The 26026-nt window shown below is 60.2% G+C and carries 23 protein-coding genes; 11 read left to right on the top strand and 12 right to left on the bottom strand.

Annotated features, from left to right (window positions below; genetic code table 11):
• Positions 1–96 precede the first annotated feature (96 nt).
• The 4 genes from thrC (at position 97) to BW33_RS22935 (ending at position 3955) form a co-directional block, all read left to right on the top strand.
• Positions 97–1506, top strand: a complete 1410-nt coding sequence (gene thrC, locus BW33_RS22950) for a threonine synthase (protein ID WP_047601377.1) — start codon at positions 97–99, stop codon at positions 1504–1506.
• A 119-nt stretch (positions 1507–1625) separates the two neighbouring features.
• A complete protein-coding gene (locus tag BW33_RS22945; RefSeq protein ID WP_047601376.1) occupies positions 1626–2975 on the top strand; it encodes a transporter substrate-binding domain-containing protein in 1350 nt (449 codons plus the stop codon).
• Positions 2976–3103: 128 nt separating this feature from the next.
• Positions 3104–3511, top strand: a complete 408-nt coding sequence (locus BW33_RS22940; protein WP_047601374.1) for a response regulator transcription factor — start codon at positions 3104–3106, stop codon at positions 3509–3511.
• Between the two features lie 162 nt (positions 3512–3673).
• Complete coding sequence (locus tag BW33_RS22935) at positions 3674–3955, top strand: DUF3509 domain-containing protein (RefSeq protein ID WP_047601372.1); 282 nt, start codon at positions 3674–3676, stop codon at positions 3953–3955.
• Between the two features lie 175 nt (positions 3956–4130).
• On the opposite strand, the gene BW33_RS22930 is transcribed toward BW33_RS22935, so the two are convergent.
• Positions 4131–5090 (bottom strand): TIGR02285 family protein, encoded by a 960-nt coding sequence (locus tag BW33_RS22930; protein WP_177327519.1) that lies wholly within the window; start codon positions 5088–5090, stop codon positions 4131–4133.
• A complete protein-coding gene (locus tag BW33_RS22925; RefSeq protein WP_047601371.1) occupies positions 5038–6237 on the bottom strand; it encodes a CaiB/BaiF CoA transferase family protein in 1200 nt (399 codons plus the stop codon). The genes BW33_RS22930 and BW33_RS22925 overlap by 53 nt, the downstream gene beginning before the upstream one ends.
• Before the next feature lie 146 nt (positions 6238–6383).
• Between BW33_RS22925 and BW33_RS22920 the strand changes: the two genes are divergently transcribed.
• The 3 genes from BW33_RS22920 to BW33_RS22910 all read left to right on the top strand — a co-directional run bounded on the left by BW33_RS22920 (position 6384) and on the right by BW33_RS22910 (position 10059).
• Positions 6384–6926 carry a YaeQ family protein gene (locus tag BW33_RS22920; RefSeq protein WP_047601370.1) on the top strand — a complete coding sequence of 181 codons (543 nt, stop codon included), beginning with the start codon at positions 6384–6386 and terminating at the stop codon, positions 6924–6926.
• A 55-nt stretch (positions 6927–6981) separates the two neighbouring features.
• Complete coding sequence (gene recJ, locus BW33_RS22915; protein ID WP_047601369.1) at positions 6982–8691, top strand: single-stranded-DNA-specific exonuclease RecJ; 1710 nt, start codon at positions 6982–6984, stop codon at positions 8689–8691.
• A 261-nt stretch (positions 8692–8952) separates the two neighbouring features.
• Positions 8953–10059 carry an NADH:flavin oxidoreductase/NADH oxidase gene (locus tag BW33_RS22910; RefSeq protein WP_047601368.1) on the top strand — a complete coding sequence of 369 codons (1107 nt, stop codon included), beginning with the start codon at positions 8953–8955 and terminating at the stop codon, positions 10057–10059.
• Between the two features lie 207 nt (positions 10060–10266).
• Here BW33_RS22910 and BW33_RS22905 read toward each other — a convergent pair whose 3' ends face one another.
• Positions 10267–11895 carry a glucan biosynthesis protein D gene (locus BW33_RS22905; RefSeq protein WP_047601367.1) on the bottom strand — a complete coding sequence of 543 codons (1629 nt, stop codon included), beginning with the start codon at positions 11893–11895 and terminating at the stop codon, positions 10267–10269.
• A 393-nt stretch (positions 11896–12288) separates the two neighbouring features.
• Here BW33_RS22905 and BW33_RS22900 point away from each other — a divergent pair, with 393 nt between their 5' ends.
• Complete coding sequence (locus BW33_RS22900) at positions 12289–12474, top strand: hypothetical protein (protein WP_003222012.1); 186 nt, start codon at positions 12289–12291, stop codon at positions 12472–12474.
• A gap of 376 nt (positions 12475–12850) precedes the next feature.
• Here BW33_RS22900 and BW33_RS22890 read toward each other — a convergent pair whose 3' ends face one another.
• Positions 12851–13363, bottom strand: a complete 513-nt coding sequence (locus BW33_RS22890) for a BRO-N domain-containing protein (RefSeq protein WP_047601365.1) — start codon at positions 13361–13363, stop codon at positions 12851–12853.
• 346 nt (positions 13364–13709) lie between these two features.
• On the opposite strand from BW33_RS22890, the gene BW33_RS22885 reads away from it, so the two are divergent.
• Both BW33_RS22885 and BW33_RS22880 read left to right on the top strand, forming a co-directional pair.
• Positions 13710–14291: a ComF family protein gene (locus BW33_RS22885; RefSeq protein WP_047601364.1), complete on the top strand. Its 582-nt coding sequence runs from the start codon at positions 13710–13712 to the stop codon at positions 14289–14291.
• A 5-nt stretch (positions 14292–14296) separates the two neighbouring features.
• Complete coding sequence (locus tag BW33_RS22880; protein WP_047601363.1) at positions 14297–14854, top strand: hypothetical protein; 558 nt, start codon at positions 14297–14299, stop codon at positions 14852–14854.
• 58 nt (positions 14855–14912) lie between these two features.
• Here the strand turns inward: BW33_RS22880 and BW33_RS22875 are convergent, their stop codons facing one another.
• The 8 genes from BW33_RS22875 to BW33_RS22840 all read right to left on the bottom strand — a co-directional run bounded on the left by BW33_RS22875 (position 14913) and on the right by BW33_RS22840 (position 24925).
• Positions 14913–16397 (bottom strand): APC family permease, encoded by a 1485-nt coding sequence (locus tag BW33_RS22875; RefSeq protein WP_047601362.1) that lies wholly within the window; start codon positions 16395–16397, stop codon positions 14913–14915.
• 225 nt (positions 16398–16622) lie between these two features.
• Positions 16623–18047 (bottom strand): gamma-aminobutyraldehyde dehydrogenase, encoded by a 1425-nt coding sequence (locus tag BW33_RS22870; protein WP_047601360.1) that lies wholly within the window; start codon positions 18045–18047, stop codon positions 16623–16625.
• 141 nt (positions 18048–18188) lie between these two features.
• The gene (locus BW33_RS22865; protein ID WP_047601359.1) at positions 18189–18998 is read right to left on the bottom strand and encodes an ABC transporter permease; all 810 of its coding nucleotides are present in this window, start codon (positions 18996–18998) and stop codon (positions 18189–18191) included.
• On the bottom strand, positions 18988–19923 hold the full coding sequence (locus tag BW33_RS22860; protein ID WP_047601357.1) for an ABC transporter permease: 936 nt from the start codon (positions 19921–19923) through the stop codon (positions 18988–18990). Before BW33_RS22860 ends, BW33_RS22865 begins: the two co-directional genes overlap by 11 nt.
• A 1-nt stretch (position 19924) precedes the next feature.
• Positions 19925–20962 carry an ABC transporter ATP-binding protein gene (locus BW33_RS22855; protein ID WP_047601356.1) on the bottom strand — a complete coding sequence of 346 codons (1038 nt, stop codon included), beginning with the start codon at positions 20960–20962 and terminating at the stop codon, positions 19925–19927.
• Between the two features lie 225 nt (positions 20963–21187).
• Positions 21188–22339: a putative ABC transporter substrate-binding protein YdcS gene (ydcS, locus tag BW33_RS22850; RefSeq protein WP_047601354.1), complete on the bottom strand. Its 1152-nt coding sequence runs from the start codon at positions 22337–22339 to the stop codon at positions 21188–21190.
• 83 nt (positions 22340–22422) lie between these two features.
• Positions 22423–23880: a gamma-aminobutyraldehyde dehydrogenase gene (locus BW33_RS22845; RefSeq protein ID WP_047601352.1), complete on the bottom strand. Its 1458-nt coding sequence runs from the start codon at positions 23878–23880 to the stop codon at positions 22423–22425.
• A 130-nt stretch (positions 23881–24010) separates the two neighbouring features.
• Complete coding sequence (locus BW33_RS22840) at positions 24011–24925, bottom strand: LysR family transcriptional regulator (protein ID WP_007967749.1); 915 nt, start codon at positions 24923–24925, stop codon at positions 24011–24013.
• A 196-nt stretch (positions 24926–25121) separates the two neighbouring features.
• Between BW33_RS22840 and BW33_RS22835 the strand changes: the two genes are divergently transcribed.
• The gene (locus BW33_RS22835) at positions 25122–25844 is read left to right on the top strand and encodes a tellurite resistance TerB family protein (protein WP_047601351.1); all 723 of its coding nucleotides are present in this window, start codon (positions 25122–25124) and stop codon (positions 25842–25844) included.
• Positions 25845–26026 lie beyond the last annotated feature (182 nt).

The raw sequence follows: 26026 nt of genomic DNA, 5'->3' as shown, positions 1-26026 counted from the left end.
CAAGCGTCGAGCTGCAAGCGGCAAGAGAAAAGCGGTCTGGCTTTTACTTGCAGCTTGTAGCGCGTAGCTTGAAGCTCAAACCGAAGGTTTGCCCTTATGCGTTATATCAGTACCCGCGGCCAGGCACCGGCCCTGAATTTCGAAGACGTCCTGCTGGCCGGTCTGGCCACCGACGGCGGTCTGTACGTCCCGGAAAACCTGCCACGTTTCACCCAGGAGGAAATCGCTTCCTGGGCCGGCCTGCCGTATCACGAGCTGGCTTTCCGCGTCATGCGCCCGTTCGTGACCGGCAGCATCCCGGACGCCGATTTCAAAAAGATCCTCGAAGAAACCTACGGCGTGTTCTCGCACAGCGCCGTAGCCCCGCTGCGTCAGCTCAACGGCAACGAATGGGTGCTCGAACTGTTCCACGGCCCGACCCTGGCGTTCAAAGACTTCGCCCTGCAACTGCTCGGTCGTCTGCTCGATTACGTGCTGGAAAAACGCGGCGAACGCGTGGTGATCGTCGGCGCCACCTCGGGTGACACCGGTTCGGCCGCCATCGAAGGCTGCAAACACTGCGAAAACGTCGATATCTTCATCCTGCACCCGCACAACCGTGTGTCCGAAGTGCAGCGTCGGCAGATGACCACCATCTTCGGCGAGAACATCCACAACATCGCCATCGAAGGCAACTTCGATGACTGCCAGGAAATGGTCAAGAACAGCTTCGCCGACCAGAGCTTCCTCAAGGGCACGCGCCTGGTAGCGGTGAATTCGATCAACTGGGCGCGGATCATGGCCCAGATCGTCTACTACTTCCACGCAGCCCTGCAGCTGGGCGGCCCGGCGCGTTCGGTGTCGTTCTCGGTACCGACCGGCAACTTCGGCGACATCTTCGCCGGTTACCTGGCGCGCAACATGGGCCTGCCGATCAACCAGTTGATCGTCGCCACCAACCGCAACGACATCCTGCACCGCTTCATGAGCGGCAACCAGTACGTCAAGGAAACCCTGCACGCCACGCTGTCGCCGTCGATGGACATCATGGTTTCGTCGAACTTCGAACGCCTGCTGTTCGACCTGCACGGTCGCAACGGCGCAGCGATTGCCGGGTTGATGGATTCGTTCAAGCAGGGCGGTGGTTTCAGCGTCGAGCCAGAGCGCTGGACCGAAGCCCGCAAGCTGTTCGACTCGCTGGCCGTGGACGATGCGCAAACCTGCGAAACCATCGCTGAAGTCTACGCGCAGTGCGGCGAAGTGCTGGACCCGCACACCGCCATCGGCGTGCGTGCTGCCCGCGAATGCCGTCGCAGCCTGGATATCCCGATGGTGATCCTGGGTACTGCGCATCCGGTGAAATTCCCGGATGCCGTGGAGAAAGCGGGTGTAGGAAAAGCTCTCGAACTGCCTGCACATCTTTCTGATTTGTTTGAGCGAAACGAGCGCTGCACCGTTCTGCCAAACGAGCTGAAAGCCGTACAGGCCTTTGTCAGCCAGCATGGCAACCGCGGCAAGCCGCTGTAAGCCGTAAAAGCTGTCACATTTTGAAGCCCGTCTCCTGACGGGCTTTTTTGTTTCTGCTGCCACACTGCTCGGGTTTTCGCCCATGAAGGACGGGTGAGTCGATCTCGAAGGAAGTGGCAATGCTGTTTGAAAGAGGATGGAAACACACCCTGAAGCAGGCACTGCTGTTGTGCCTGTTGTACGGCTGGCGCGTGAGCGCGGTTGCGCACCTGGTGCATGAAGAGAAGTTGAACATCGGCACCGTGGTGCTGGATGAAGAAGAGCGGCAATGGATTCGCGACAATCCGACGGTGATCGTGGCGGCGGAGCAGTACCCGTTGTACCTGTTTCTGGATGAGCACGGTCATTGGAGTGGCCTCAACAGCGATGTGCTCAAGCGCATCAGCGCCATGACCGGCTTGCAGTTCATCTACCGGGAGTCCTTTTCCACCGCGCAGATGCTCGAGCGCCTGGAGACCGGTGCCGCCGATATGAGCACGACCCTGGCGATGAATGATGAGCGCCGATTGAGTCTGGATTTCAGTCATGCCTTTGGCGGTGCCGGCTGGGTATTTGTCGGCCGCGCCGGCGAGCCGGGAGTGCAATCGCTGGAGCAGTTGGCCAAACGGGTGCTGGTATTGCCGGGTCGGCATGCGCTGGAGGGGGTGATCCGACGCGATTATCCGTCCATCGAATTACGCTCGGTGAAAACCTATGCCGAGGCGCGGGCGCTGGTCGAAAGCGGTGAGGCCTATGCCACCATCGAAAATGAAATCGGTGCGCAGCTCTATCCCTCAGGCCTGCTACAGGTCGGCGAAATTCTGGAAGGCAAATGGGAGGCCGATCTTTTGGCAGTGCGCAGAGGCCAGCCGCAATTACTGAGCATTCTGAACAAGGCGCTCGAAGCGTTCCCGGCCTCCGAGCTGCGTGCCATTCGCCTGAAATGGCTGGGCGGCATCGGGCCGAAACCGGCCGCCGCCGGTTGGCAGCACTGGCTCCGCTCAAGCTGCTGGGGGGTGGTTTTGGTGGGGGGCTTTTGTGTGATGTCGCTGTTATGGAATCGGCGAATGGCGGCCGTGATCAAGCAGCATCGAGACGTGCAAAGCGAGCTCGGCGATCAGTTGGTCTTCCAGCGCGCCTTGATTGATGCCATGCCCGATCCGGTGTTTGTCCGTGACCTGGAAGGGCGCCTGATCCTGTGCAACAAAAGTTATGAAGAGGCGTTGTCGCTCCGCTTTGAACAGGTGCAGGGATGCCGCTTGATCGACGTCGATGCGCTACCGCGAGCCACCGCCGACATGCTGCATGATGAGTTCCTGATTCAGTTGAGAACGCGCAGAACCCGTTTCAGCAGACGCCGTTTGCAATTCAACGATGGCAATCGGGAAATCTACCAGTGGACCGTCCCGTTCTACAGCGCCAATGGGGAATTGCGCGGCCTGCTCGGGGGCTGGACGGATATCACCCAGCGTGATGCAACGGCGGGATGACGTCCGCATTGATATAGGGAAATTTCCTATGTCACACGCCTCTTTTTCCGATGGGGGACTGAAGGAGGCTGCCCTAAAGTGGTCAGCAACTGCGGACGAGTCCGCGATTGCCGTTTCCGAGGTCGCCCATGCGCTCGCTCAAAGTCCTGATTCTCGAACCTGATCCTTATCGAATGATGGCGTTGCACCAGATGCTCAACGCGGTCGGTATCTATGACGTACTCACGGCGCCATCGCTGGCCTCGGCACGCTGCTCGCTGGAGCGGCGCACCCGGGTCGACATCGCGATCTGCGATCCGCAACTGCGTGGCGGAGAGGGCCTGGCGCTGATCCACCATCTGGCGGCCGAACGGGAGGCCAGCGCGCTCATTCTGCTGGGGCGAGTAGCACCGGGCCTGCTGAGCGATCTGGAAAACCTGCTGCAAGCACAGGAGTTGACGCTGCTGGGGCGCCTGCAGACGCCGGTCTCGGCAGTGCTGATGCGCGGGCTGCTGGACACCTACTTGCAAGCGGTAGCCCATCCAGCGGGGGCTTGAGCCGATGGTTATGTTTCTGTCATCTTCACCGTGCATGCTCTGACAGACCGCTAACTGCTCCGGGAGCAGCGCGGTATTCAGAACTTTCTTCTCGGGCCGGTGGTCATTTATTGTGAACACGCCCCAGGCACAATGTTTTCGGACTATTGAGTGGAGATCGAGATGGAAAGTATCAGTCTATTGCTCGGTGAGGCTCTGAGCCCGTATCAGGTGACGTTGACCCCCCGTGGTGCCCATGGCGAGTGCCTGGTGACCTTGAGGAACAGCAACGGCGCCCTCGTGGTGGAGCGCGAATTCAATCAGGCGCAATTGAGCGACAAACGCCTGCTGACAGATGTGGTCGACGGTTTGCACCGTGACGTCCTGATCGCCGAAGGGCGACTGGAGCCCTGTGTTATCGCGGCCTTGCGTAATGCAGCACTCGATAAGCGCGCGGCATTGTGAAGATGAAATAATTTTTGTGGGAACCTTCCTGCATCCCCGTCAGTCAGACCCCGTAACAGCAGGATCAAGCATTGTGCTCCGGTGCTTGTCGCTTGCTGCTACGGGTCTTTATGTAGACCGCGTTTAACCCCGAGTCGTCTCCCCACTTCTCGGGGTTTCTTTTTGCCCGCAGGTTTTATGGCGCAGCCTGTTGCTCGAAAAAAATCCGCGCCTGGTGCAGGTAATCCGTGCGCATTTCGGGGTCCAGCCAGTCGGCATACGACTGGTTCAGTTGCTCGTGGGGCAGGGTACGCAGCAGTTGGTTGATCTCACTGATCGCCTGACGGCCCTGGGGAGTATCGGAACACCCGACATAGCCAGACAGATACTTGCCGGTGCCGCGAATCGGATAGAACACCAGTTCGTCTTCGGCAATTTGCGCCTGATGCGCCTGATAGCGGATCTCCGGCGAGTAACCCAACACCACTTGCAGGCGCCCCAGACGCTGCATCGACAGCAGGCTGCTCAGGGCGTCGTTGCCATAATGCGGCGTCAGCGCACCGTCCGGGGCCTGCTTGAGCAGCGTGTCGAGAAACTCGCCGTAACTGCGCTCGGCGACGACTCCGACCTTGATTTCGCCGTTGGCCAGAAATGCCGTCAGATCGACTTCACCGTCGATCAGGTACGGCGCCAGCACATTGCGATCTTTCTGACGCACCACCAGTCCATTACTGACAGCGCGAAACGCCGGGATAGAGAACGCGATCCATTGCGTGCGCTCCTTGCTCCAGATCAGTGAGGGGTCGCAGGTGAAGGACGGCTCGTGCAGCATCTGCATGCCACGGGCGCGATTGACCCGCATCAACGTGTGTTCGTATTGCGGCATGCCGGCGATCAGCATCGGCATCAGTTGATCGATCACACCCTGGCCCTTTTTCGGGCCTTCGAAGATGGTCAGGGGCGGCAGGTCACGCAACAGCCAGACCAGCGTGGGTTTCGCTTGCGCCCAGGCGGGCAGGGCGAGCAGAAACAACAGGCCGAACAGCCGCCACGTCCACCAGTGGTGGGCGCGGTTGGCGTCCGATGTCCGGTGATGTTTCAGGTTAGATAGCTCCGTCTGCGCGCAACCGGGCGATCTGCTGTTCGTCGTAGCCAAGATCGTTCAGTACCTGCGCATTGTGTTCACCGAGCTGCGGCCCGACCCATTCGGAAGTGCCCGGTGTCTCAGAGAGTTTCGGCACGATGCCCGGCATCTTGAAAGGCTTGCCGTCCGGCAGTTTTGCCTGCAGGAACATTTCCCGGGCGAGGTACTGCGGATCGCTGAACATGTCTTCGGCACTGAAGATCCGGCTGGCTGGTACTTCCGCCTGATTGAGCAGGTCGAGCACGCTTTGCAGCGGCAGCGAATTGACCCAGCGGTCGATCACGCCATACAACTCGTCACGGCGACTGTCGCGCCCGTCGTTGCTCGCCAGCGTCGGATCGTTGGCCAGATCTTCGCGGCCGATGATCAGCATGAAGCGCTTGAAGATCGCGTCGCCATTGGCGCCGATCTGCACATGTTTGCCATCGGCGCTGGTGTGGATCGATGACGGCGTGATGCCCGGCATGATGTTGCCGGTGCGCTCGCGGATGAAGCCGAACACGTCGAATTCCGGCACCATGCTTTCCATCATGGCGAAAATCGCCTCGTACAACGCGACATCGACCACTTGGCCGAGACCGCCGTTGACCTCGCGATGACGCAGCGCCATCAGCGCGCCGATCACGCCCCACAGCGCAGCAATCGAGTCGCCAATGGAAATCCCGGTACGCACCGGTGGCCGGTCTTCGAAACCGGTGATGTAACGCAAACCGCCCATGGACTCACCGACCGCGCCGAAGCCCGGTTGATCTTTCATCGGCCCGGTCTGGCCGAAGCCCGAGAGGCGCACCATCACCAGTTTCGGGTTCAGGGCATGCAGGGTTTCCCAGCTCAGCCCGAGTTTTTCCAGCACGCCGGGGCGAAAGTTCTCGATCAGGATGTCGGCTTCGCCCAGCAGTTTTTTCAGGATCGCCAAGCCCTCGGGGTGCTTGAGGTTCAGGGTCAGCGACTTCTTGTTGCGCGCCTGAACGAACCACCACAGCGAGGTGCCTTCATACAATTTGCGCCATTTGCGCAGCGGATCGCCGCCGTCGGGCGATTCGATCTTGATCACTTCGGCGCCGAACTCGCCGCAAATGCGCGAGGCGAACGGCCCGGCAATCAACGTACCCAATTCAATGACTTTCACACCGCTGAGCGGTTTGTTGGCGAACGGCATACTGAATCCTGTAGGACAAGGCTGAGCGAATACAGCGTTTTAACATAGCCGGCTGTCAGACGCCGCAGCTTGATCGCCATCAATTCGATGATTGCCTACGGCATCGGTTAGACTTGCCGACTTTCCTCGTATCAAGAAGCCCGTTCATGGCCCAGCCGTCTACCACGTACAAATTCGAACTGAACCTCACTGACCTCGACCGCAGTATCTACGAGAGCGTCAAGCAGACCATCGCCCGTCACCCTTCGGAGACCGAAGAGCGCATGACCGTGCGGCTGCTGGCCTACGCGCTCTGGTACAACGAGCAGCTGTCGTTCGGCCGTGGTCTGTCGGACGTGGATGAACCTGCGCTGTGGGAAAAAAGCCTGGATGACCGCGTTCTGCACTGGATCGAAGTCGGTCAGCCAGACGCTGATCGCCTGACCTGGTGCTCGCGTCGCACCGAACGCACCAGCCTGCTGGCCTACGGCAGCCTGCGCGTGTGGGAAACCAAAGTGATCCCGGCGATCAAGAACCTGAAAAACGTCAACATCGCTGCCGTCCCGCAGGAAGTGCTGGAAACCCTGGCCAAGGACATGCCGCGCGTCATCAAGTGGGACGTGATGATCAGCGAAGGCACGATCTTCGTTACCGACGACCGTGGTCAGCACGAAGTCCAGTTGCAATGGCTGCAAGGTGAACGCGGCTGACCCTGCGCCGTTCACTGATTAATCCCACGTATTCAAGAGAAGTTTCCGTTAGCCCATGCGTATTGAACCTCGACCGTTGCCTGCCACGCTGCCGTTTCTCGGTGACCTGCCACCTTTGCTGACCCGTTTGTACGCGGCGCGGGGTGTGCAGTCCGAGGCGGAGCTGGATAAAAGTCTGGCGCGGCTGATTCCGTTCCAGCAGCTCAAGGGCATCGAGGCGGCAGTGGACCTGCTGGTGACGGCACTGGAGCAACGTCAACGGATTCTGATCGTCGGTGACTTCGACGCCGATGGCGCGACGGCCAGTACGGTTGGCGTGCTCGGCTTGCGTCTGCTGGGCGCGGCGCATGTCGATTATCTGGTGCCGAACCGCTTCGAATACGGCTATGGCCTGACCCCGGAAATTGTCGAAGTCGCCCTGACGCGCGAGCCGCAGTTGCTGATCACCGTCGACAACGGCATCTCCAGCGTCGAAGGCGTGGCGGCGGCAAAAAAGGCCGGGCTCAAGGTGTTGATCACCGACCACCACTTGCCCGGCGATGAACTGCCGCTGGCCGATGCGCTGGTCAATCCGAACCAGCCCGGTTGCGAGTTTCCGAGCAAGGCGCTGGCCGGGGTCGGGGTGATTTTCTACGTATTGATGGCTTTGCGCGCGCGCCTGCGCACCCTCGGCTGGTACGAGAGCAAGCCGCAGCCGAACATCGGTGAACTGCTGGATCTGGTGGCGCTGGGCAGCGTTGCCGACGTGGTGCCGCTGGACGCCAACAACCGGATTCTGGTGCATCAGGGCCTCGAGCGGATTCGTGCCGGGCGCGCACGGCCGGGGATCAAGGCGATTCTTGAAGTGGCCAAGCGTGACGCCGCGCGGATTACCTCCACCGACCTGGGTTTTATCGTCGGCCCGCGTCTGAACGCGGCGGGGCGCCTGGATGACATGAGTCTCGGGATTGAATGCCTGCTCACCGCCGACGCCAATCTGGCGCGGGAAATGGCCGCGCAACTGGACGGCATGAACCAGGATCGCAAATCCATCGAGCAGGGCATGCAGCGCGAGGCGCTGGCCCAGCTCAAGGATTTGCCGGTGGAATCGATGCCGTTCGGCCTGTGCCTGTTCGATCCCGAGTGGCACCAGGGCGTGATCGGCATTCTCGCCTCGCGGATGAAAGAACGTTATTTCCGTCCGACCATTGCCTTCGCCGATGCCGGTGACGGCCTGCTCAAGGGTTCGGGACGTTCGGTGCAGGGTTTCCACATTCGCGATGCCCTGAGCGTGGTCGCGGCGCAGCATCCGAACCTGATCGCCAAGTACGGTGGCCATGCGATGGCGGCCGGTCTGACCTTGCCGCAAGAGAATTTTCCGCTGTTCGCCGAGGCGTTTGACGCTGAAGTGCGTCGGCAACTTCGCGAAGAGGACCTGACCGGGCGCATGCTCTCGGATGGCACGCTGGCGGTCGAGGAATTCCATCTGGAACTGGCCCGTGCCCTGCGTCATGCGGGGCCTTGGGGCCAGCACTTCCCGGAGCCGCTGTTCCATGGCGTGTTCCAGTTGGTCGAGCAGCGGGTGGTCGGCGAGCGGCACCTGAAGGTGGTGCTGAAAAGTGAATGCGGTTCGGTGAAGCTGGATGGCATCGCTTTCGGCATCGATCGTGATGTCTGGCCGAACCCGACCATTCAGTGGGTCGAGCTGGCTTATAAGCTCGACGTTAACGAGTTTCGGGGCAACGAGACGGTGCAATTGATGATTGCCCACATCGAACCACGCTGACCCCTTTGTGCTTGTGTGGCGAGGGAGCTTGCTCTTGCTGGGAGCAGGCTCCCTCGCCACAGGTTCGGTGGCACTCACAGAAAACGTCTTGAACCCTCCCTCATCCCCGGTTGTCGACTAGGCTCTAAGCACTGCTTGATTGGCCTTGTGACGTCTTGTCGAATTTTTTGCCCGCGGGGGCGGGTGCTGCACCTTTTCCTGTCACTCGTCGACTTTTCAAACAGAACCCTGGAGCCTGCCCACTGATTTGAGAGGTGCCCCATGAGTCTGCTGCTCGAACCCTTTACCCTTCGCCAACTGACCCTGCCCAACCGCATCGCCGTGTCGCCGATGTGCCAGTATTCCAGCGTCGACGGTCTGGCCAACGACTGGCATCTGGTGCACCTGGGTAGCCGCGCGGTGGGCGGTGCCGGACTGATTTTCACGGAAGCCACGGCGGTCACCGCCGACGGGCGAATCACCGCCGAAGACCTCGGTTTGTGGAACGACGAACAGATCGAACCGCTGCAACGCATCACCCGTTTCATCACGGCTCAGGGCGCTGTCGCCGGCATTCAACTGGCCCACGCCGGGCGCAAGGCCAGCACCCATCGGCCATGGATCGGCAAACACGGTAGCGTCAAGCCGGAGGATGGCGGCTGGATCCCGGTCGGGCCATCGCCGATTGCTTTCGATCCGCAACACACGCAACCGAAACAGCTCGATGAAGCGCAGATCGCCGACGTAATTCAGGCGTTCGTTGCCGCCGCCAAGCGCGCATTGACCGCAGGTTTCAGCGTGGTTGAAGTGCATGCCGCCCACGGTTATCTGTTGCATCAGTTTCTGTCGCCATTGAGCAACCAGCGCCGCGATCAGTACGGTGGTTCGTTCGAAAACCGTATTCGGCTGGTGTTGCAGGTCACCGAGGCTGTTCGTGAGGTCTGGCCGCAAGAGTTGCCGGTGTTCGTCCGGGTTTCGGCCACCGACTGGGTGGAAGACGGCTGGAACCCGGATGAAACCGTGGAGCTGGCGCGCCGCCTCAAGGCACTGGGAGCGGATCTGATCGACGTCTCCTCCGGTGGTACCGCCGCCAACGCCGAGATTCCCGTGGGGCCGGGTTATCAGACACGCTTCGCCGAACGGGTGCGCAAGGAGTCCGGCATCGCTACCGGCACCGTCGGCATGATTACCGAGCCGGCGCAGGCTGAGCACATTCTGCGCACCTGTCAGGCCGACATCATCTTCCTCGCCCGCGAGCTGTTGCGTGACCCGTACTGGCCGCTGCATGCCGACGATGATCTGGGTGGGCGTAAAGCGGTGTGGCCGGCGCAATATCAGCGCGCCACCCATCGTGATCAGCCGATTCACGAGTCTGACCTGCGCGATTGAGTCGGTTGCGGTAAAGCAAAAAGCCCCGGTCAGTGATGGCCGGGGCTTTGTTTGGTCTGGTTGTCGTTGCGCTGCCTGGTCGGACGCTATCGCGAGCAGGCTCACTCCTACAGTTGATCTGCGTCGAACACTCATTTTGTGAACGATAGATCCCCCTGTAGGAGTGAGCCTGCTCGCGAAGAGGCCAGGTCAGGCGCTACATAACCCTCAAGGGTATTTACGCTTGTCCGGCGCCGGCGGGAAGTACTGGTACAACCAGGTCTCGCTCAGCGTGCGGTCATTGGTGCGGATGAACAGCCGCAGTTCCACCGGGTCGACGCTGTCGCTGGTCGGGTACCAGTCGAACAGGATCCGGTAACCCTTGATGTCATCGAGCACCAGCACGCTGAAGTCTTGCACCTTGCCGTTGGAGCAAGTGACCACCGGTTCGATCCCGGTGCCCTGCGGCAGGCGATCCAGGCCGCCACCGGTAAAGTCCACGGCAAAACGACGGGCCCAGACCGGCGGGTAATGCTCGCCCGGTGCCCAGCCTTCGACGAATCCACCCATGCCCGAACGTGTCGCATGCACCCGCGCCAGCGGCGTGCCCACCGGTGGCAGGGCGCTCCAGTAAAGCTTATAGCCGTAGTTCAGCGAGTCGCCGGCAGCCACTGGCTTCTTCGGGGTCCAGAACGCGACGATGTTGTCGAGGGTTTCGCCGGTGGTAGGAATTTCCAGCAGATCAATCGAGCCTTCGCCCCACGCGGTGGTCGGTTCGACCCACAGGCTCGGGCGCTTGCTGTACCAGTCGACAGTGTCCTGATAGTTGGCGAATTCGTGGTCGGTCTGCACCAGACCAAAACCCTTCGGATCCTTGTCGGCGAACGCGTTGAACTGCAGGGTCGCCGGGTTGTTCAGCGGACGGCAGATCCACTCGCCATTGCCACGCCACATCGCCAGGCGATCAGAGTCGTGGATCTGCGGGTGAATGGTGTCGCACATGCGGCGTTCGTGGGTGCCGCAGCTGAACATGCTGGTCATCGGCGCGATGCCCAGTTGTTCGATGGCGGTACGCGCGTTGATGTGGGCGTCGATCTCCATCACCACGCGCTCGGCCTGGCAATCGATGTCGAAGCGGTAGGCACCGGTGGCGCTCGGCGAGTCGAGCAGGGCGTAGACCACGAAGCGCGTGGCGTTCTGTTCCGGGGTCTCGAACCAGAATTTGGTGAAGTCGGGGAATTCTTCGCGCTTTTTCGCGTAGGTGTCGACGGCCAGACCACGGGCGGATAGGCCATATTGGCCAGTGGCATCCACCGCGCGGAAATAGCTGGCACCGAGGAACGACACCACGTCATGGCGATCCAGTTCCGGGGCCTTGAACAGCTTGAAGCCGGCAAACCCCAGGTCGCCTTTGAGCTGCTGGGTGTCGACCGAGGTGTTCTCGTAGTTGAACAGCGTCGGGCGAAAATGCACTTCGCGCGCGGTACGGGTCTTCGGATCGACGCTGTACATGCGCACCGGCTGGCGGAACCCCATGCCGACGTGGAAGAACTGCACGTCCAGCTGACCCTTGTTTTCCTTCCACAGCGAATGGTCGCCGTCGTAGCGGATCGCGTTGAAGTTCTGCGGGGTCATGGTCGCCAGAGTCGGTGGCAGCACCTGTTTGCTGTCCTGATAGGCCGAGCCGGCCAGTTGCTTGGCCTGACGCTTGAGCGCTTCGAAGTCGAAGGCCTGCGCTTCACCATCGGCAGCGCCACCATTGGCGGCCCAGGCACGGGCGGCCAGCAGGCCGGAAGCCGAGAGACCGGTGTAAGCCGCAATGGCCATCGACGCTTTGAGCAAATTCCTGCGGTGCATAATTACAACCTGTCGTGAGCAATCCCGCGCCGTTCCTGGCACGTGCTGGATCAGAAATTACGGTTCGGACAAGCCTTCGGCCAAACGCAACGGACTATAAACAGATGCCGGCTAGCTTAAACGGTTCGCTCGCCGAGCAAAATTCGTTGATACACAGTGACAGAGTGTCAATGAAACAAGACATGTCGGTTAAATGTCTGACGGCACTTTCTGATTTACAGGGCATATCTGCTTTTTTCGACTAATTACTCTAAAAACCGCTTTTCAGCGCCGATTAAATTTCTATTCTATGGGCATGGCCGGCACGACCGGCAGGGCACAGGCGCTGCTGTAAGGGGCAGGGCGATGTGGTGATCAAGCAATTCTTCGAAGTATCAGAGAAGGACATCGTCCATGGCAAAAATTCAAGGCATCGCCGAAATGCTCGGCATCTTTCCCTGCCTCGGCAGCGGCCGCAGAAGGCGTCGTTTGAGTTCTGAAGAGCTGAAGCTGGTGGAACGTTATCGCGAGTTGTCGGAGAGTGACCGGATTGCGATGCGGTATCTGGTGGATGCGATGCGCAGTGTTTCGCGGTTTTAACGCTGGGATTGCGATCGTGAAAGCCATTTGGCTTTTACGGTCGCCAAGTCAATCAACTTGCCTGCGTCGGCATCAGCGATGCCGACTTTTATTGCTTCCTGGCGCATGGCTACGCTGATTTGCTTTAGGTAACACTCTGCGAAGAACTCATCGCTTGGGATAACTTCCAGAACGTGGGGCATTTCAGTGATTGGCAATCTCGTCTGCAAAACAACTCGTCTAGAGGTTTAAACGCTGGACCTGTGGCGAGGGAGCTTGCTCCCGCTGGACTGCGCAGCAGTCCCCTGCTTTTTGTAGAGGGGCCGCTGCGCGACCCTGCGGGACGGTGCGACGATTCGACAAGCTCCCTCGCCACAGGTTTTTTATTAGATGGGCTTCAGCTACAGGTTCCGAGCACCGGATACGGCTGCTGGCCGTGCATCAACTCCGGCACGTCACGCCATTTGACCCACGCCTGTTGCTGCCAGTGCAGCAGCGGCACAGTGACGCCAGCCCAGTTCACCGAACTCAGGCTCGGGCAGTTCTCCAGAGATATCGCGCTGGTTTCGCGCAACATCGGAATCACTTCATGGCTCAGCCATTGGCGCAGGTTGCGGTTTTCCGGAACGAAGTGATGAACGAGCAGTGCGAACAGGCCGGATTCGCTGACCATCGCGCAATCGATAATTTCGCCATCCCGACGCAGGAGGACATGGCGGCGCTGATCGGGATCGAGTTTCAGGGTGAGGCGTTCGTTTAGCGGATAGCCCATCAGGCGACCGAGATCCTGAACACAAAACCAGGCTTCGTGTTCCTGCATGAAGGCGTGGAGGAAGCGGTTGTGGCGGGTGAAGACGGTGGGGGTGAAGTGAGGAAAGTTTTCAGAGGTGTTTTTGATTTGTTTAGGCATTTGTCGACTCCAATATTCAGAATAGAGCCGCCACTCAAATGAGCGCGGTTGCGCCATGTTGATTTTGTTCCGGCTTCGACACCGGGCTGCTGATTTCACAGCCGGAAAGAAGACTATCTCCCGGATGCTCTCCGCGCCAAGTCTGCGCTATCGACACTAACTGTAGGAAACGGAGCTTTTTCAGGAGGGCTGCGTCTGTAGGAGATGCCTGTTTTTGCACTGGCGCCAGTGAAACGACCCCTAACCAGTGTTTTTTCCGCTATTTGTTTGAATCTCGCGCATCGCTTCAGATGCTCGGCCCTTGGTTTCAGGGCTCAAAGGATCGTTATGAATAATGGAGAATTCAATGAAGGTATCCCTCAAACAGATCAATGGACCTTGGGATCAGGGCTGGGTGCTGGACAAACACATGGTAAGTAGTACCTTTCTTGGCAACGATGATCGCGGGTATCCATGCTTCGATAACCAGCGCACCGAGATCGGCGAAGCGACCTACCAGCTCAAATACCAGAAGGATTGGACTCAGGTCGGCCCACTCGCCCAAGCGGTAGCGACAAATGTGTTCCCAAAACTGGATCAGGTCGGATTTGTGGTACCTATGCCTGCTTCAAATATTCGTCAGCGACAACCGGTAACCGAGGTTGCCCTGGCGTTAGGACAAATTACTGGGCTGCCGGTTTTCTCTGATTTGCTTCGAAAAGCGGCCACTGGAAAATCGCTCAAGGATTTGCATTCCAAAGCAGACAAGATTGCTGCGATTGGGGACAGTTTCAGCGTCAATGATGAAATCACCACGGATGGGCGCTGGAATGTATTGGTTGTAGATGATCTGTTTGATAGCGGGGCGTCGATGGACGCGGCCTGCGCTGTTTTGCGTAAATATCCCAAGGTAGGGAAGATTTACGTAGCGGCGCTAACTTGGAAGTGAACTCAATGACCACTGTATTTATTGCCGGCTCTATCAACATCAAGAACCTTGATCCGAAGGTTAAAGAGCGTATCAATAATATCGTTGCGTCCGATTTTGAGGTGGTGGTGGGTGATGCAGGGGGGGCCGACACTTCCATTCAGGAGTATCTGCTGAGTCTTGAGAGATCCAGAACCACGGTGTTCTGCAGCGGTTCGGCACCGAGGAATAACCTTGGGAAATGGCCCGCCAGAACAGTCGACTCCAAACATTCCAAAGGGTCGAGAGCCTTCTTCACCGAAAAAGACGTGGTGATGGCCGAAGCGGCTGATTACGGCCTGATGATCTGGGATGCAAAGAGCACCGGCACGCTCAGCAACGTCATTGAACTGTTGTCGAGAAAGAAGAAGTCGCTTGTCTTCGTCAACAAGGAAAAGGAATTCAAAGTGGTCGGAGACGTCAGTCAGCTCGAAGAGTTGATTGCATTCATGTCCGATCACGCCAAGCAAAAAGCCAATGAAAAAATCAGGTTGTTCGATCGTATTTCCTTGCTGAAGCACGATCAGGCAGAGCTTTCTTTTTGATGACTTTTTTCGTCTTTGCTGAACCCCGACACCTTGTCGGTGCCGGGGGCAGAAGCGCTTAGCGACTCACCTTCCACGCATCCCCAGCCGGCGCCTTCCCATGGTCATACGGCTTGCCGATCCACATATAAACCAACCCCAGTCCAATCACGATGGCCGTGCTCAACACCATCGCATAGTTCACATACCAAGCCGCATCCGGCGTGCGTGGCCAGGCCATGTTGATGATCGCGCCGACGCCATACACCAGCGCGCCGATGTTCACTGGCCAGCCCCAGGCGCCGAGGGTGAATTTGCCGCTGGGTTTCCAGCCTTTGCTGCGGGCGTACAGCGCGGCGAGGACGATCATCTGGAACGCGAGGTAGATGCCGATGGCGGCGAAGCTGACGATGGTGGCGACGGCGTCTTGCAGGAAGAAACCGAGGGCGATGATCAGGGCGGGCAGTACGCCGGACACGAACAGCGCGGCAACCGGCACCTGGGTTGTAGGAGAAATCTTTTTCAGCAGTCGGCTGCCGATGACCATTTCATCGCGAGCGTAGGAGTACAGCAGACGACTCGCTGCGGCCTGCAGGCTGATGACGCAGGAGATGAAGGAAATCATCACCACGCCCATCACCACTTTCGAGCCGATCGGGCCGAAGGCGTTGTTGAGGATGGTGGTGACCGGGTCTTTGTCGGTGCCGTTGATCACCGCTTGCATGTCCGGCACGGCGAGGATCAGCGCCAGGCAGGCGAACATCGCCGCGACGCCGCCGATGTAGATGGTCATGCGCATGGCCACCGGGATTTTCGCGCTGGGGTTCGGGGTTTCTTCGGCGACGTCGCCGCAAGCCTCGAAGCCGTAGTAGAGGAACATCCCCGCCAGCGAAGCGGTGAGGAACGCCGGCAGGTACGAGCCATCGACGCTGATGTCGAAAGTGTTGAACAGTACGCTCAGCGGTTGGTGGCGCTCGAAGATCAGCAGGTACACGCCGACGATCACCGCGCCGACCAGTTCGCAGAGGAAGCCGAACATGGCAATGCGCGCCAGTACTTTGGTGCCGCTCAGATTCACCAGCGTGGCGAACAGGGTCAGCACCAGCGCGATGACGATGTTGGTGTTGTTGCTCGGCTCAAACCCGAGCATCGCCGCCAGATACGGGCCGGCACCGACGGCGACTGCCGCGATGGTCACACACAGAGCGATGGAGTAGATCCAGCCGACCATCCATGCCCATTTCTTGCCGACCAGACGTCGTGCCCAAGGATAAACACCGCCGGAAATCGGGAACTGCGAAACCACTTCGCCGAAGATCAGACACACCAGCAACTGCCCGCAGCCGACCAGCAAGTAGGCCCAGAACATCGGTGGCCCACCCGCGGCGAGGCACAGGCCGAACAGGGTATAAACCCCTACGACCGGTGACAGATAGGTGAAACCTAACGCGAAGTTTTCCCACAGGCTCATGCTGCGGTTGAAGTTCGAGGTGTAGCCGAGTTTGCGCAGTTGTTCGGCATCGCTGTCGGCAACGGCGGCCGAGAATTCGGGTGAGGCACTCATGGGTGTTTGCTCCGTGAAATCGGCAGATTTCGGATGGCCGAGGCCGTGGCGGGGCTTTGCGGGCGCCGCCCGGGTCGGTAGTTATTGTTTTGGTTTCGGTTAAGCCTGGTGGTGAATCGCCGACATCATCCATGTGTCGCGGAAAAGATCGCAGCCTGCGGCAGCTCCTACAGGAGCACGGCGTCCATCTTGTAGGAGCTGCCGCAGGCTGCGATCTTTTTGCTTTTAGTGCTTGAACATCACATGCCGAACCGTGGTGTAGTCCTCCAGCCCGTACATGGACATGTCCTTGCCGTAGCCGGACAATTTCTGACCGCCATGCGGCATTTCGCTGACGAGCATGAAGTGTGTGTTAACCCAGGTGCAGCCGTACTGCAGCCGCGCCGACAAGCGATGCGCGCGTCCGACATCCGCCGTCCACACTGAAGAGGCGAGGCCGTAGTCGGAGTCGTTGGCCCACGCCAGCGCCTGCGCTTCATCGGTGAACTTGGTCACCGACACTACCGGCCCGAACACTTCGCGGCGGACGATCTCGTCATCCTGCTGCGCGTCGGCCAGCACCGTCGGTTCGAAGAAGAAACCGTCGCCTTCCACAGTCTTGCCGCCGGTGATCAAGCGAATGTGCGACTGCGCCACGGCGCGTTCGACGAAAGCAGCCACGCGGTCGCGATGTTGCGCAGTGATCAACGGCCCCAACTCGGTCGACGGATCATCCTGCAAGCCGTACTTGATGCTGCTGACCGCTGCGCCGAGCTTTTCGACGAACCGGTCGTAGATGCCTTGCTGCGCGTAGATCCGGCACGCGGCGGTGCAGTCCTGTCCGGCGTTGTAGAACCCGAAGGTGCGAATGCCTTCGACGGCGGCATCGATGTCGGCGTCGTCGAAGATGATCACCGGCGCCTTGCCGCCCAGTTCCATGTGCATGCGTTTGACGCTGTCGGCGGTGCTGGAAATGATGTTCGAGCCAGTGGCGATGGAGCCGGTCAGCGAGACCATGCGCACTTTCGGATGCGTGACCAGCGGGCTGCCGACGGTAGGACCACGGCCGAACACCAGATTGAGTACACCCGCCGGGAAGATTTCCGACGCCAGTTCGGCCAGACGCAGCGCGGTCAGCGGGGTTTGTTCCGACGGCTTGAGCACCACGGTATTACCGGCAGCGAGGGCCGGGGCGATTTTCCAGGCGACCATCATCAGCGGGTAATTCCACGGCGCGATGGACGCGATCACGCCCACCGGGTCGCGGCGGATCATCGAGGTGTGGCCGGGCAGGTATTCGCCGCCGGCCGAACCGCTCATGCAACGGCTGGCGCCGGCGAAGAAACGGAACACGTCGGCAATCGCCGGGATCTCGTCGTTCAGCGCGGCGCTGTAGGGTTTGCCGCAGTTGTCGGATTCGAGTTTCGCCAGTTCCTCGCCATGGGATTCGATGGCGTCGGCGAGTTTGAGCAGCAGCAGCGAACGGTCTTTCGGCGTGGTTTGCGACCACTCGGCGAACGCGCTGTCGGCGGCGCGCACGGCGGCATCAACCTGGGCCTCGCTGGCTTCGTTGATTTCCACCAGTACGCTGCCGAGCGCCGGGTTGAGCACCGGTTGGGCCGGGCCTTCGCCGTTGACCAGATGGCCGTTGATCAAGAGTCTGGTTTGCATGGTTCTGTCCTCTGCGAATCCATTATTTTTCTCTGGAGAAACCGGATCCCGTGTAGGAGCTGCCGCAGGCTGCGATCTTTTGATCTTGATCTAAAAAAACATCAGAAGATCGCAGCCTGCGGCAGCTCCTACAGGGGGGATTTATTTCCCGCCACTACCGGCGACACTCTCGCCACCCCGGGTCAGGTAGTACGCGCCAAGGATCGGCAACATGGTCACCATCATCACCAGCATGGCGACGACATTGGTCACCGGCACATCCCGTGGCCGGCTCAGTTGATTGAGCAGCCACAACGGCAACGTGCGCTCATGCCCGGCGGTGAACGTGGTGACGATGATTTCGTCGAACGACAGCGCAAAGGCGAGCATGCCGCCAGCCAGCAAGGCCGAGCCGAGGTTCGGCAGGATGATGTAGCGAAAGGTCTGCCAGCCGTCGGCACCCAGATCCATCGAGGCCTCGATCAGGCTGTGCGAAGTGCGGCGCAGGCGGGCGATGACGTTGTTGTAGACGATCACCACACAGAAGGTCGCGTGGCCGACGATGATGGTGAACATCCCCGGCTCGATCCCCAGCGTCTTGAACGTCGCCAGCAACGCGATCCCGGTGATGATCCCCGGCAGCGCGATCGGCAAAATCAGCATCAGCGAAATGCCCTGCTTGCCGAAGAAGTCACGGCGGTACAACGCCGCTGAAGCCAGCGTGCCGAGCACCATCGCGATCAACGTGGCGATGGCGGCAATCTGCAGCGAGAGCTTGATCGCCTCCAGCACATCCGGCCGGGAAAACGCCACGCTGAACCAGTGCAGGGTGAAGCCCTTCGGCGGAAAGCTGAACGCGGCTTCTTCGGTGTTGAAGGCGTAAAGAAAGATGATCAGGATCGGGAAGTGCAGAAACACCAACCCGCCCCAGGCAGCAATGCGCAGGCCCGGTGAAGCGCGCTCAGAGTGCATCGAAGGCCCCCAGACGTTTGACGATGGACAGGTAAATCGCGATCAAGACAATCGGCACCAACGTGAACGCTGCGGCCATCGGCATGTTGCCGATCGCACCTTGCTGCGCGTACACCATGCTGCCAACGAAGTAGCCGGGCGGCCCGACCAGTTGCGGCACGATGAAATCGCCCAGGGTCAGCGAGAACGTGAAGATCGATCCGGCAGCAATTCCCGGAATCGACAGCGGCAGAATCACCTGCATAAAGGTCTGACGCGGCTTGGCGCCAAGGTCGGCGGAAGCCTGCAACAGCGACGGCGGCAGACGCTCCAGCGAGGCCTGAATCGGCAGGATCATGAACGGCAGCCAGATGTAGACGAACACCATGAACCGTCCCAGATGTGAGGTCGACAGGGTGCTGCCGCCGACACCGGGAATCCCCAGAATGAACTGCAGGACCGGCTCCAGTCCCAGATGCTGGACGAACCATTGTGCGACGCCGCCCTTGGCCAGCAACAACGTCCACGCATAGGCCTTGACGATGTAACTGGCCCACATCGGCAGCATCACCGCGATGTAGAAAAACGCCTTGGTCTTGCCGGTGGTGTAGCGCGCCATGTAATAGGCAATCGGGAACGCGACAATGGCGCTGGCGATCGACACGACGATGGCCATGCTCAGCGTGCGCAGGATGATGTCGAAGTTCGACGGCTGAAACAGCGCAGCGAAATTCGCCAGCGTGAGGTCAGGGGTGACCGCCATGGTGAAGTCGTCGAAGGTGTAGAAACCCTGCCACAACAGCACCAGCAGCGAGCCGAGATAAATCGCGCCGAACCACAGCAGTGGCGGCACCAGCAGCAGCGACAGATACAGATTCGGCTTGCGATAAAGCAGGTTGGAAAACCGGCGCAAGGGCGCTGTTTGAGTCATCGTGAGCGTGCTCATTTCACACCCCGCCGGCCACGGTGTCGTGCAACGGGATCATTGCTTCCCGCGCCCAGCGCGCGCTCAGGCGCTGGCCGGGCTGGTGTTGTGCGCTGCTGTCGATCCACTGATTGTTGGCGTGGCTGATGCTCAGGGTCTGGCCGTTTTCCAGCGTCAGTTCATAACGCGTGGCGCTGCCCTGATACTGGATGTCGTGGAGCAGACCGCTGACTTCGATTTCGTGGCTGGCGAGGGGGCCTTCGGCGAAACGCACGTGCTCGGGGCGGATCGAAAACGGCTGCGGATGGCCGCTGAGCTGGCGCGCCAGATCGCCACGGATCACGTTCGAAGTGCCGACGAATTCGGCGACGAAGGTGGTGGTGGGTTTCATGTACAGATTGCGCGGGGTGTCGACCTGTTCAATGCGGCCCTTGTTGAACACCGCCACGCGGTCGGACATCGACAATGCTTCTGTCTGGTCGTGGGTAACGAAGATGAAGGTGATGCCGAGCTGGCGTTGCAGCTTCTTCAGTTCGCTCTGCATTTGCTCGCGCAGTTTCAGGTCGAGCGCGCCCAACGGTTCATCGAGCAACAGCACCCGTGGTCGATTGACCAAGGCGCGGGCGAGGGCGACCCGCTGGCGCTGACCGCCGGACAACTGCACCGGTTTGCGTGCGCCGTAGCCACCGAGGGCGACCATGTCCAATGCCTCTTCGGCGCGCTTGTGGCGTTCGGTTTTGCTCACGCCTTTGACCTTCAAGCCGTAGGCGACGTTGTCCAGCACGTTCATGTGCGGGAACAGTGCGTAATCCTGGAAGACGGTGTTTACATCACGCTGATACGGCGGCAGACCGGCCGCTTCGGCGCCGTGAATGCGGATCGAGCCGGCGCTCGGTTGTTCGAAACCGGCGATCAGGCGCAGGCAGGTGGTCTTGCCCGAGCCCGAAGGGCCGAGCATGGAAAAGAACTCGCCGTCCTGGATATCGATGGAAACCCGGTCAACGGCCTTCACCTCGCCGAACTGCCGGGAGACGTTGGTGAACTGGACTGCAAGCGTCATGGTGCGGTGCTCCAAAAAGGCGTGGGCCGTCGCAGCGGTCCTCGCCTGGACTTCTGAAAAAGCTGAATCTTGTTGCTTTTGTGGCGAGGGAGCTTGCTCCCGCTGGAGTGCGCAGCACTCCCAAATTGGCCACATGCGATTTGAATGGCAGACCGCATTGCCAGGTCTTGGGGCGGCTTCGCCACCCAGCGGGAGCAAGCTCCCTCGCCACAGGTGAGCGGCGTGTCAGCGGCCGCCCATGATCGCGATGTAGTCCTGGGTCCAGCGGCTATAAGGCACGAATTTTCCGCCCTCAGCCTGTGGGGTTTTCCAGAAGGCGATCTTGTCGAACTGGTCGAAGCCATTGGTCTTGCAACCCTCGGCACCGAGCAGTTCGCTCTCCTTGCACGCCGCCGGCACGGCTGGCAGCGAACCAAACCACGCCGCCACGTCACCCTGGACTTTCGGCTGCAGCGACCAGTCCATCCACTTGTACGCGCAGTTCGGGTGCTTGGCCTCGGCATGCAGCATGGTGGTGTCGGCCCAACCGGTAGCACCTTCTTTCGGAATGGTCGAAGCGATCGGCTGTTTCTCGTTGATCAGGCCGTTGACCTGATACGGCCACGCGCTCGACGCCACCACACCTTCGTTCTTGAAGTCGCTCATCTGTACCGTGGTGTCGTGCCAGTAGCGGTGAATCAATGGCTGCTGTGCGCGCAACAGATCGAGCACAGCCTTGTACTGTGCTTCGGTCAGTTGATACGGATCCTTGATCCCCAGCTCAGGTTTGGCGGTCTTCAGGTACAGCGCCGCGTCGGCGATGTAGATCGGGCCGTCATAGGCTTGTACGCGGCCCTTGTTCGGTTTGCCGTCGGGGAAATTCTGCGCGTCGAACAGGACGTTCCAGCTGGTCGGCGGCGTCTTGAACACGTTGGTGTTGTACATCAGCACGTTCGGGCCCCACTGATACGGGGTGCCGTAGGTCTGGTTGTTGACCACGTACCACGGCGCGTCTTTCAGGCGCGGATCGAGGGTGTTCCAGTTCGGGATCAATGCGGTGTTGATCGGTTGCACGCGCTTGCCCACGATCAGGCGCAACGAGGCATCACCGGACGCGGTGACCAGGTCGTAACCGCCCTTGGCCATCAGACTGACCATCTCGTCGGAGGTCGCGGCGGTCTTGACGTTGACCTTGCAGCCGGTTTCCTTCTCGAAACCGGTCACCCAGTCGTAGGCCTTGTCGCTCTCGCCACGTTCGATGTAGCCCGGCCAGGCCACGATATCCAGCTGACCCTCGCCGGCGCCGACCGCCTTCAACGGCTCGGCAGCTTGCAGGCTGGCGCTGGCCAGCAAGGCTGTGGTGATTGCACTGAGCAGTGCGGTCTTGTGCACGAACATGGTTGAACCCTCTTCTTTAAATTATGGTCGGGGCAGTTGTGAACGCGGTGAAGCATGCCGTTGGCGGCTTGTTATTAGCGTAGTCAGAGATGCTGGCCGTGGCGGGCCATGATGTGCCGCACCACGCTGTAGTCCTGCAGCGAATCACTGGATAAGTCTTTGCCGTATCCGGAGCGTTTCAGCCCGCCGTGGGGCATTTCGCTGACCAGCATGAAATGGCTGTTGATCCAGGTGCAGCCGTACTGCAAACGGGCGGCGACCTGCATTGCCTTGTCCAGATTCTGCGTCCACACCGATGAGGCGAGGCCGTATTCGGAGTCGTTGGCCCAGTCCACGGCTTGCGCGAGTTCGTCGAAACGGGTCACGGTGACCACCGGGCCGAACACTTCGCGCTGGACGATTTCATCAGTCTGTTTGCAACCGGCCAGCAACGTCGGCTGGTAGAAGAACCCGGCGCCGGAATGCACCGCCGCGCCGGTCACGCGCTCGATGTGCGGCTGGCCGAGGGCGCGCTCGACGAAACTGGCGACGCGGTCGCGCTGACGGGTGCTGATCAGCGGGCCGATCTCGTTGTCGGCATCACGCTTGCCGGCGAAGCGCAGGCTGCTGACTGCCGCACCAAGTTCGGCGACCAGTTTGTCGTGAATCCCGGCCTGCGCGTAGATCCGGCACGCAGCGGTGCAGTCCTGCCCGGCGTTGTAGTAACCGTAGGTGCGCACGCCGTCGACCACCGCTTGAATATCCGCGTCGTTGCAGACAATCACTGGGGCTTTGCCGCCGAGTTCAAGGTGTGTGCGTTTCAGGGTTTTCGCCGCAGCCTGGAGGATCTTCTGCCCGGTGACGATATCGCCGGTCAGCGAGACCATGCGCACCTTGGCGTGCCCGACCAGATGGCTGCCGACGCCTTCGCCGCCACCGCAGATGATGTTGATCACCCCACGCGGCAGGATCTCGGCGAGTGCTGGCGCCAACGCGAGGATCGACAGCGGTGTGTGTTCCGACGGCTTGAACACCAGCGTATTGCCGGCGGCGAGGGCCGGGGCGATTTTCCACGCGGCCATCATGATCGGGTAGTTCCACGGCGCGATCGACGCCACCACGCCAATCGGATCGCGACGCACCATGCTGGTGTAGCCCGGCAGGTATTCGCCGCTGAGCTGACCGGTCTGGCAGCGCACGGCGCCAGCGAAGAAGCGGAACACATCGACAGTGGCGGTCAGATCGTCCTGCCGCGCCAGGTGCAGCGGCTTACCGCAATTCAGTGCTTCGAGGCGAGCGAGGTAATCAGCGTGTTTTTCGACGGCGTTGGCGATGTCCAGCAGCAGACTGGAACGTTGTTGCGGCGTGGTGCGTGACCATTCGCCAAAAGCGCGATGAGCGGCGAGGATCGCGGTTTCGACCTGCTCGGTGCTGGCCTCGGCGATGTGGGTGAGAATTTCACCGCTGGCCGGGTTGAGGATCGGTTCGACGAAACCTTGCCCGGCGATCAGTTCGCCGTCGATCAACAACGCGGTACACATCGGGGTCTGCACGCCAGCCATTTTCCGCGATCTCTTTTCTTGTGTGGTCATTGTGGCTCCCGTGCCCGGGAGCCGACCGTCTTATAGATGCAGCAAGACTAGTGCGCGGCTCCGAGGTCGACAAATTCTAAATACTGAAGGTGGCATTCGATTAAATAGATGGTTTGCGTCCGCCGTGTGGCTGCTCGCGGGCCACGGTCAGAAATGGATCAACCAGGGCAGGGCGCGCTGTCCCGCGGCGCCAGGCCAGACCGACATCGAGGGTCTGGTTGAGGTCGGCAATCGGCCGCGCTTCGATGATGTCGCCTTCGAGCGACCATGGGCGGTAAGTCATGTCCGGCTGGATTGATACACCCAGACCTGCTGCAACGAGGCTTCGCACGGCTTCGGTGGATGCCGTGCGCAGGGTGATCTTCGGTTGCAGCCCGGCGCCGCGCCACAGGCGTTGGGCATTGCGATCCATCTCGTCGACGTTCAGTTGAATCAACGGCTCGCGAGCGACGTCGGCGAGGTTGATGCTGTCGTGTTCCAGCAGTGGATGCTGGGCTGGCAGCCACAGACGATGCGGCGAGTGGGTCAGCACTTCGGTCTGCAGGGCGTGACGGTCTTCGAGGTTGGAGAGGATCAGCACGCCGACATCGATTTCGCCGCTGACCAGCAAATGCTCGATGTACGGCCGCTCGTCCTCCATCACCCGGATCTCGACGTTGGGATAGGCGCGCTGGAAACGGGTCAGCAAATCGGCCAGGTAATAACCGGCGACGAGGCTGGTTACGCCGACGATCAACTGTCCGGCGACCTGATCGGTGCTTTGTTGCAGGCTGCGTTTGGCGTTATCCACCGTTGCCAGTATCAGGTGCGCCTGCCGCAGGAACTGATGACCCTGATGAGTCAGCGTCATGCCCTTGGCGTGACGGCTGAACAGGCTGACGCCGATTTCCTCTTCCAGTTGCTGGATCGCCAAGGTCAGGGTCGATTGGGAAATGAACGCGGTTTGCGCAGCGGCGGAGATCGAGCCGGTCTCGGCCACCGCAATGAAGTGACGGATCTGACGCAGGGTCATCATGAGGAGGGTACCCGGTGGGCGGTTTTTATCGATTGGCTGGAGTGTATATCGTTTTTTTTGATGGGGGCGCGAGCGGCAAGCTGCAACGCAAAGCCTGAGCAACATCTGGAAGCACACTCGCAGGCCGGGCCGGGGCACTTTCCAACTAGGCTGAGGGCCTGATAGATCCGGATAACCCCTGTTTTGGAGGCGGAACATGAACACCCGTGGATTGCTCGATCAACTACTCAAATCCGGCCAGGATCTGTTGCAGAACAAGGCTGGCGGTTCGCATAACAAACCGGCGGCTGGCGGGCTGGGCGGCTTGCTTGGTGGGTCTTCTGGCTCCGGGGCGCTGGGCGGCCTGCTCTCGGGGGCGGGCGGTGGAGCTCTGGCGGCTGGGGCCATGGGCCTGCTGCTCGGCAGCAAAAAGGCCCGTAAGGTCGGCGGTAAAGTCGCGGTATACGGTGGCCTCGCCGCGCTCGGGGTGCTGGCTTACAAGGCCTACGGCAACTGGAACGCCCAGAAAGGCACCGCCCCGCAAACCGAACCGCAGACGCTGGATCGACTGCCACCGGCGCAAGCCGAGCAACACAGCCAGGCGATTCTCAAGGCGCTGGTCGCTGCCGCAAAGGCCGACGGCCACATTGATGACCGTGAGCGCCAGTTGATCGAAGGCGAGTTCACCAGACTCGACAACGATCAGGAACTGCAGCACTGGCTGCACGCCGAACTCAACAAACCCCTCGACCCCTCCGACGTCGCCCGCGCCGCGAGTACGCCGGAAATGGCGGCGGAGATGTACATCGCCAGCGTGATGCTGGTGGACGAGGAGAGTTTTATGGAAAAGGCGTATCTGGAGGAATTGGCCAAGCAACTGAAGCTGGAGCCGGGCTTGAAGGTAGAACTGGAGAAACAGGTGCGGCAGGCGTCGCTATAAAACTGCCTGAACCCGGTACTCATGTAGGAGCTGCGGCACGCTGCGATCTTTTGATGTTGGCTTTAAAAATCAAAAGATCGCAGCGTGCCGCAGTTCCTACAAGGTTTTGGACTGGACGGCGAAATTCATGGGAGCGAGCCTGCTCACGATTGCGTTTTCAGCCGCGCATCCACAGCAATGGC

It is taken from the genome of Pseudomonas sp. RIT288 (assembly GCF_000631985.1).
Taxonomy (GTDB): domain Bacteria; phylum Pseudomonadota; class Gammaproteobacteria; order Pseudomonadales; family Pseudomonadaceae; genus Aquipseudomonas.
The sequence above is the reverse complement of the archived record's forward strand: the minus strand, read 5'-3'. Positions and strand labels throughout refer to the sequence as shown.

Coding starts and splice junctions, on each gene's coding strand:
- BW33_RS22925 (WP_047601371.1), bottom strand. CDS start 6,237: ATGCCGTTCGCCAACAAACCGCTCAGCGGTGTGAAAGTCATTGAATTG.
- BW33_RS22880 (WP_047601363.1), top strand. CDS start 14,297: ATGACCACTGTATTTATTGCCGGCTCTATCAACATCAAGAACCTTGAT.
- BW33_RS22940 (WP_047601374.1), top strand. CDS start 3,104: ATGCGCTCGCTCAAAGTCCTGATTCTCGAACCTGATCCTTATCGAATG.
- BW33_RS22865 (WP_047601359.1), bottom strand. CDS start 18,998: ATGCACTCTGAGCGCGCTTCACCGGGCCTGCGCATTGCTGCCTGGGGC.
- BW33_RS22840 (WP_007967749.1), bottom strand. CDS start 24,925: ATGATGACCCTGCGTCAGATCCGTCACTTCATTGCGGTGGCCGAGACC.
- BW33_RS22945 (WP_047601376.1), top strand. CDS start 1,626: ATGCTGTTTGAAAGAGGATGGAAACACACCCTGAAGCAGGCACTGCTG.
- BW33_RS22885 (WP_047601364.1), top strand. CDS start 13,710: ATGAAGGTATCCCTCAAACAGATCAATGGACCTTGGGATCAGGGCTGG.
- thrC (WP_047601377.1), top strand. CDS start 97: ATGCGTTATATCAGTACCCGCGGCCAGGCACCGGCCCTGAATTTCGAA.
- BW33_RS22905 (WP_047601367.1), bottom strand. CDS start 11,895: ATGCACCGCAGGAATTTGCTCAAAGCGTCGATGGCCATTGCGGCTTAC.
- BW33_RS22910 (WP_047601368.1), top strand. CDS start 8,953: ATGAGTCTGCTGCTCGAACCCTTTACCCTTCGCCAACTGACCCTGCCC.
- ydcS (WP_047601354.1), bottom strand. CDS start 22,339: ATGTTCGTGCACAAGACCGCACTGCTCAGTGCAATCACCACAGCCTTG.
- recJ (WP_047601369.1), top strand. CDS start 6,982: ATGCGTATTGAACCTCGACCGTTGCCTGCCACGCTGCCGTTTCTCGGT.
- BW33_RS22900 (WP_003222012.1), top strand. CDS start 12,289: ATGGCAAAAATTCAAGGCATCGCCGAAATGCTCGGCATCTTTCCCTGC.
- BW33_RS22875 (WP_047601362.1), bottom strand. CDS start 16,397: ATGAGTGCCTCACCCGAATTCTCGGCCGCCGTTGCCGACAGCGATGCC.
- BW33_RS22920 (WP_047601370.1), top strand. CDS start 6,384: ATGGCCCAGCCGTCTACCACGTACAAATTCGAACTGAACCTCACTGAC.
- BW33_RS22860 (WP_047601357.1), bottom strand. CDS start 19,923: ATGAGCACGCTCACGATGACTCAAACAGCGCCCTTGCGCCGGTTTTCC.
- BW33_RS22855 (WP_047601356.1), bottom strand. CDS start 20,962: ATGACGCTTGCAGTCCAGTTCACCAACGTCTCCCGGCAGTTCGGCGAG.
- BW33_RS22890 (WP_047601365.1), bottom strand. CDS start 13,363: ATGCCTAAACAAATCAAAAACACCTCTGAAAACTTTCCTCACTTCACC.
- BW33_RS22870 (WP_047601360.1), bottom strand. CDS start 18,047: ATGCAAACCAGACTCTTGATCAACGGCCATCTGGTCAACGGCGAAGGC.
- BW33_RS22835 (WP_047601351.1), top strand. CDS start 25,122: ATGAACACCCGTGGATTGCTCGATCAACTACTCAAATCCGGCCAGGAT.
- BW33_RS22845 (WP_047601352.1), bottom strand. CDS start 23,880: ATGGCTGGCGTGCAGACCCCGATGTGTACCGCGTTGTTGATCGACGGC.
- BW33_RS22935 (WP_047601372.1), top strand. CDS start 3,674: ATGGAAAGTATCAGTCTATTGCTCGGTGAGGCTCTGAGCCCGTATCAG.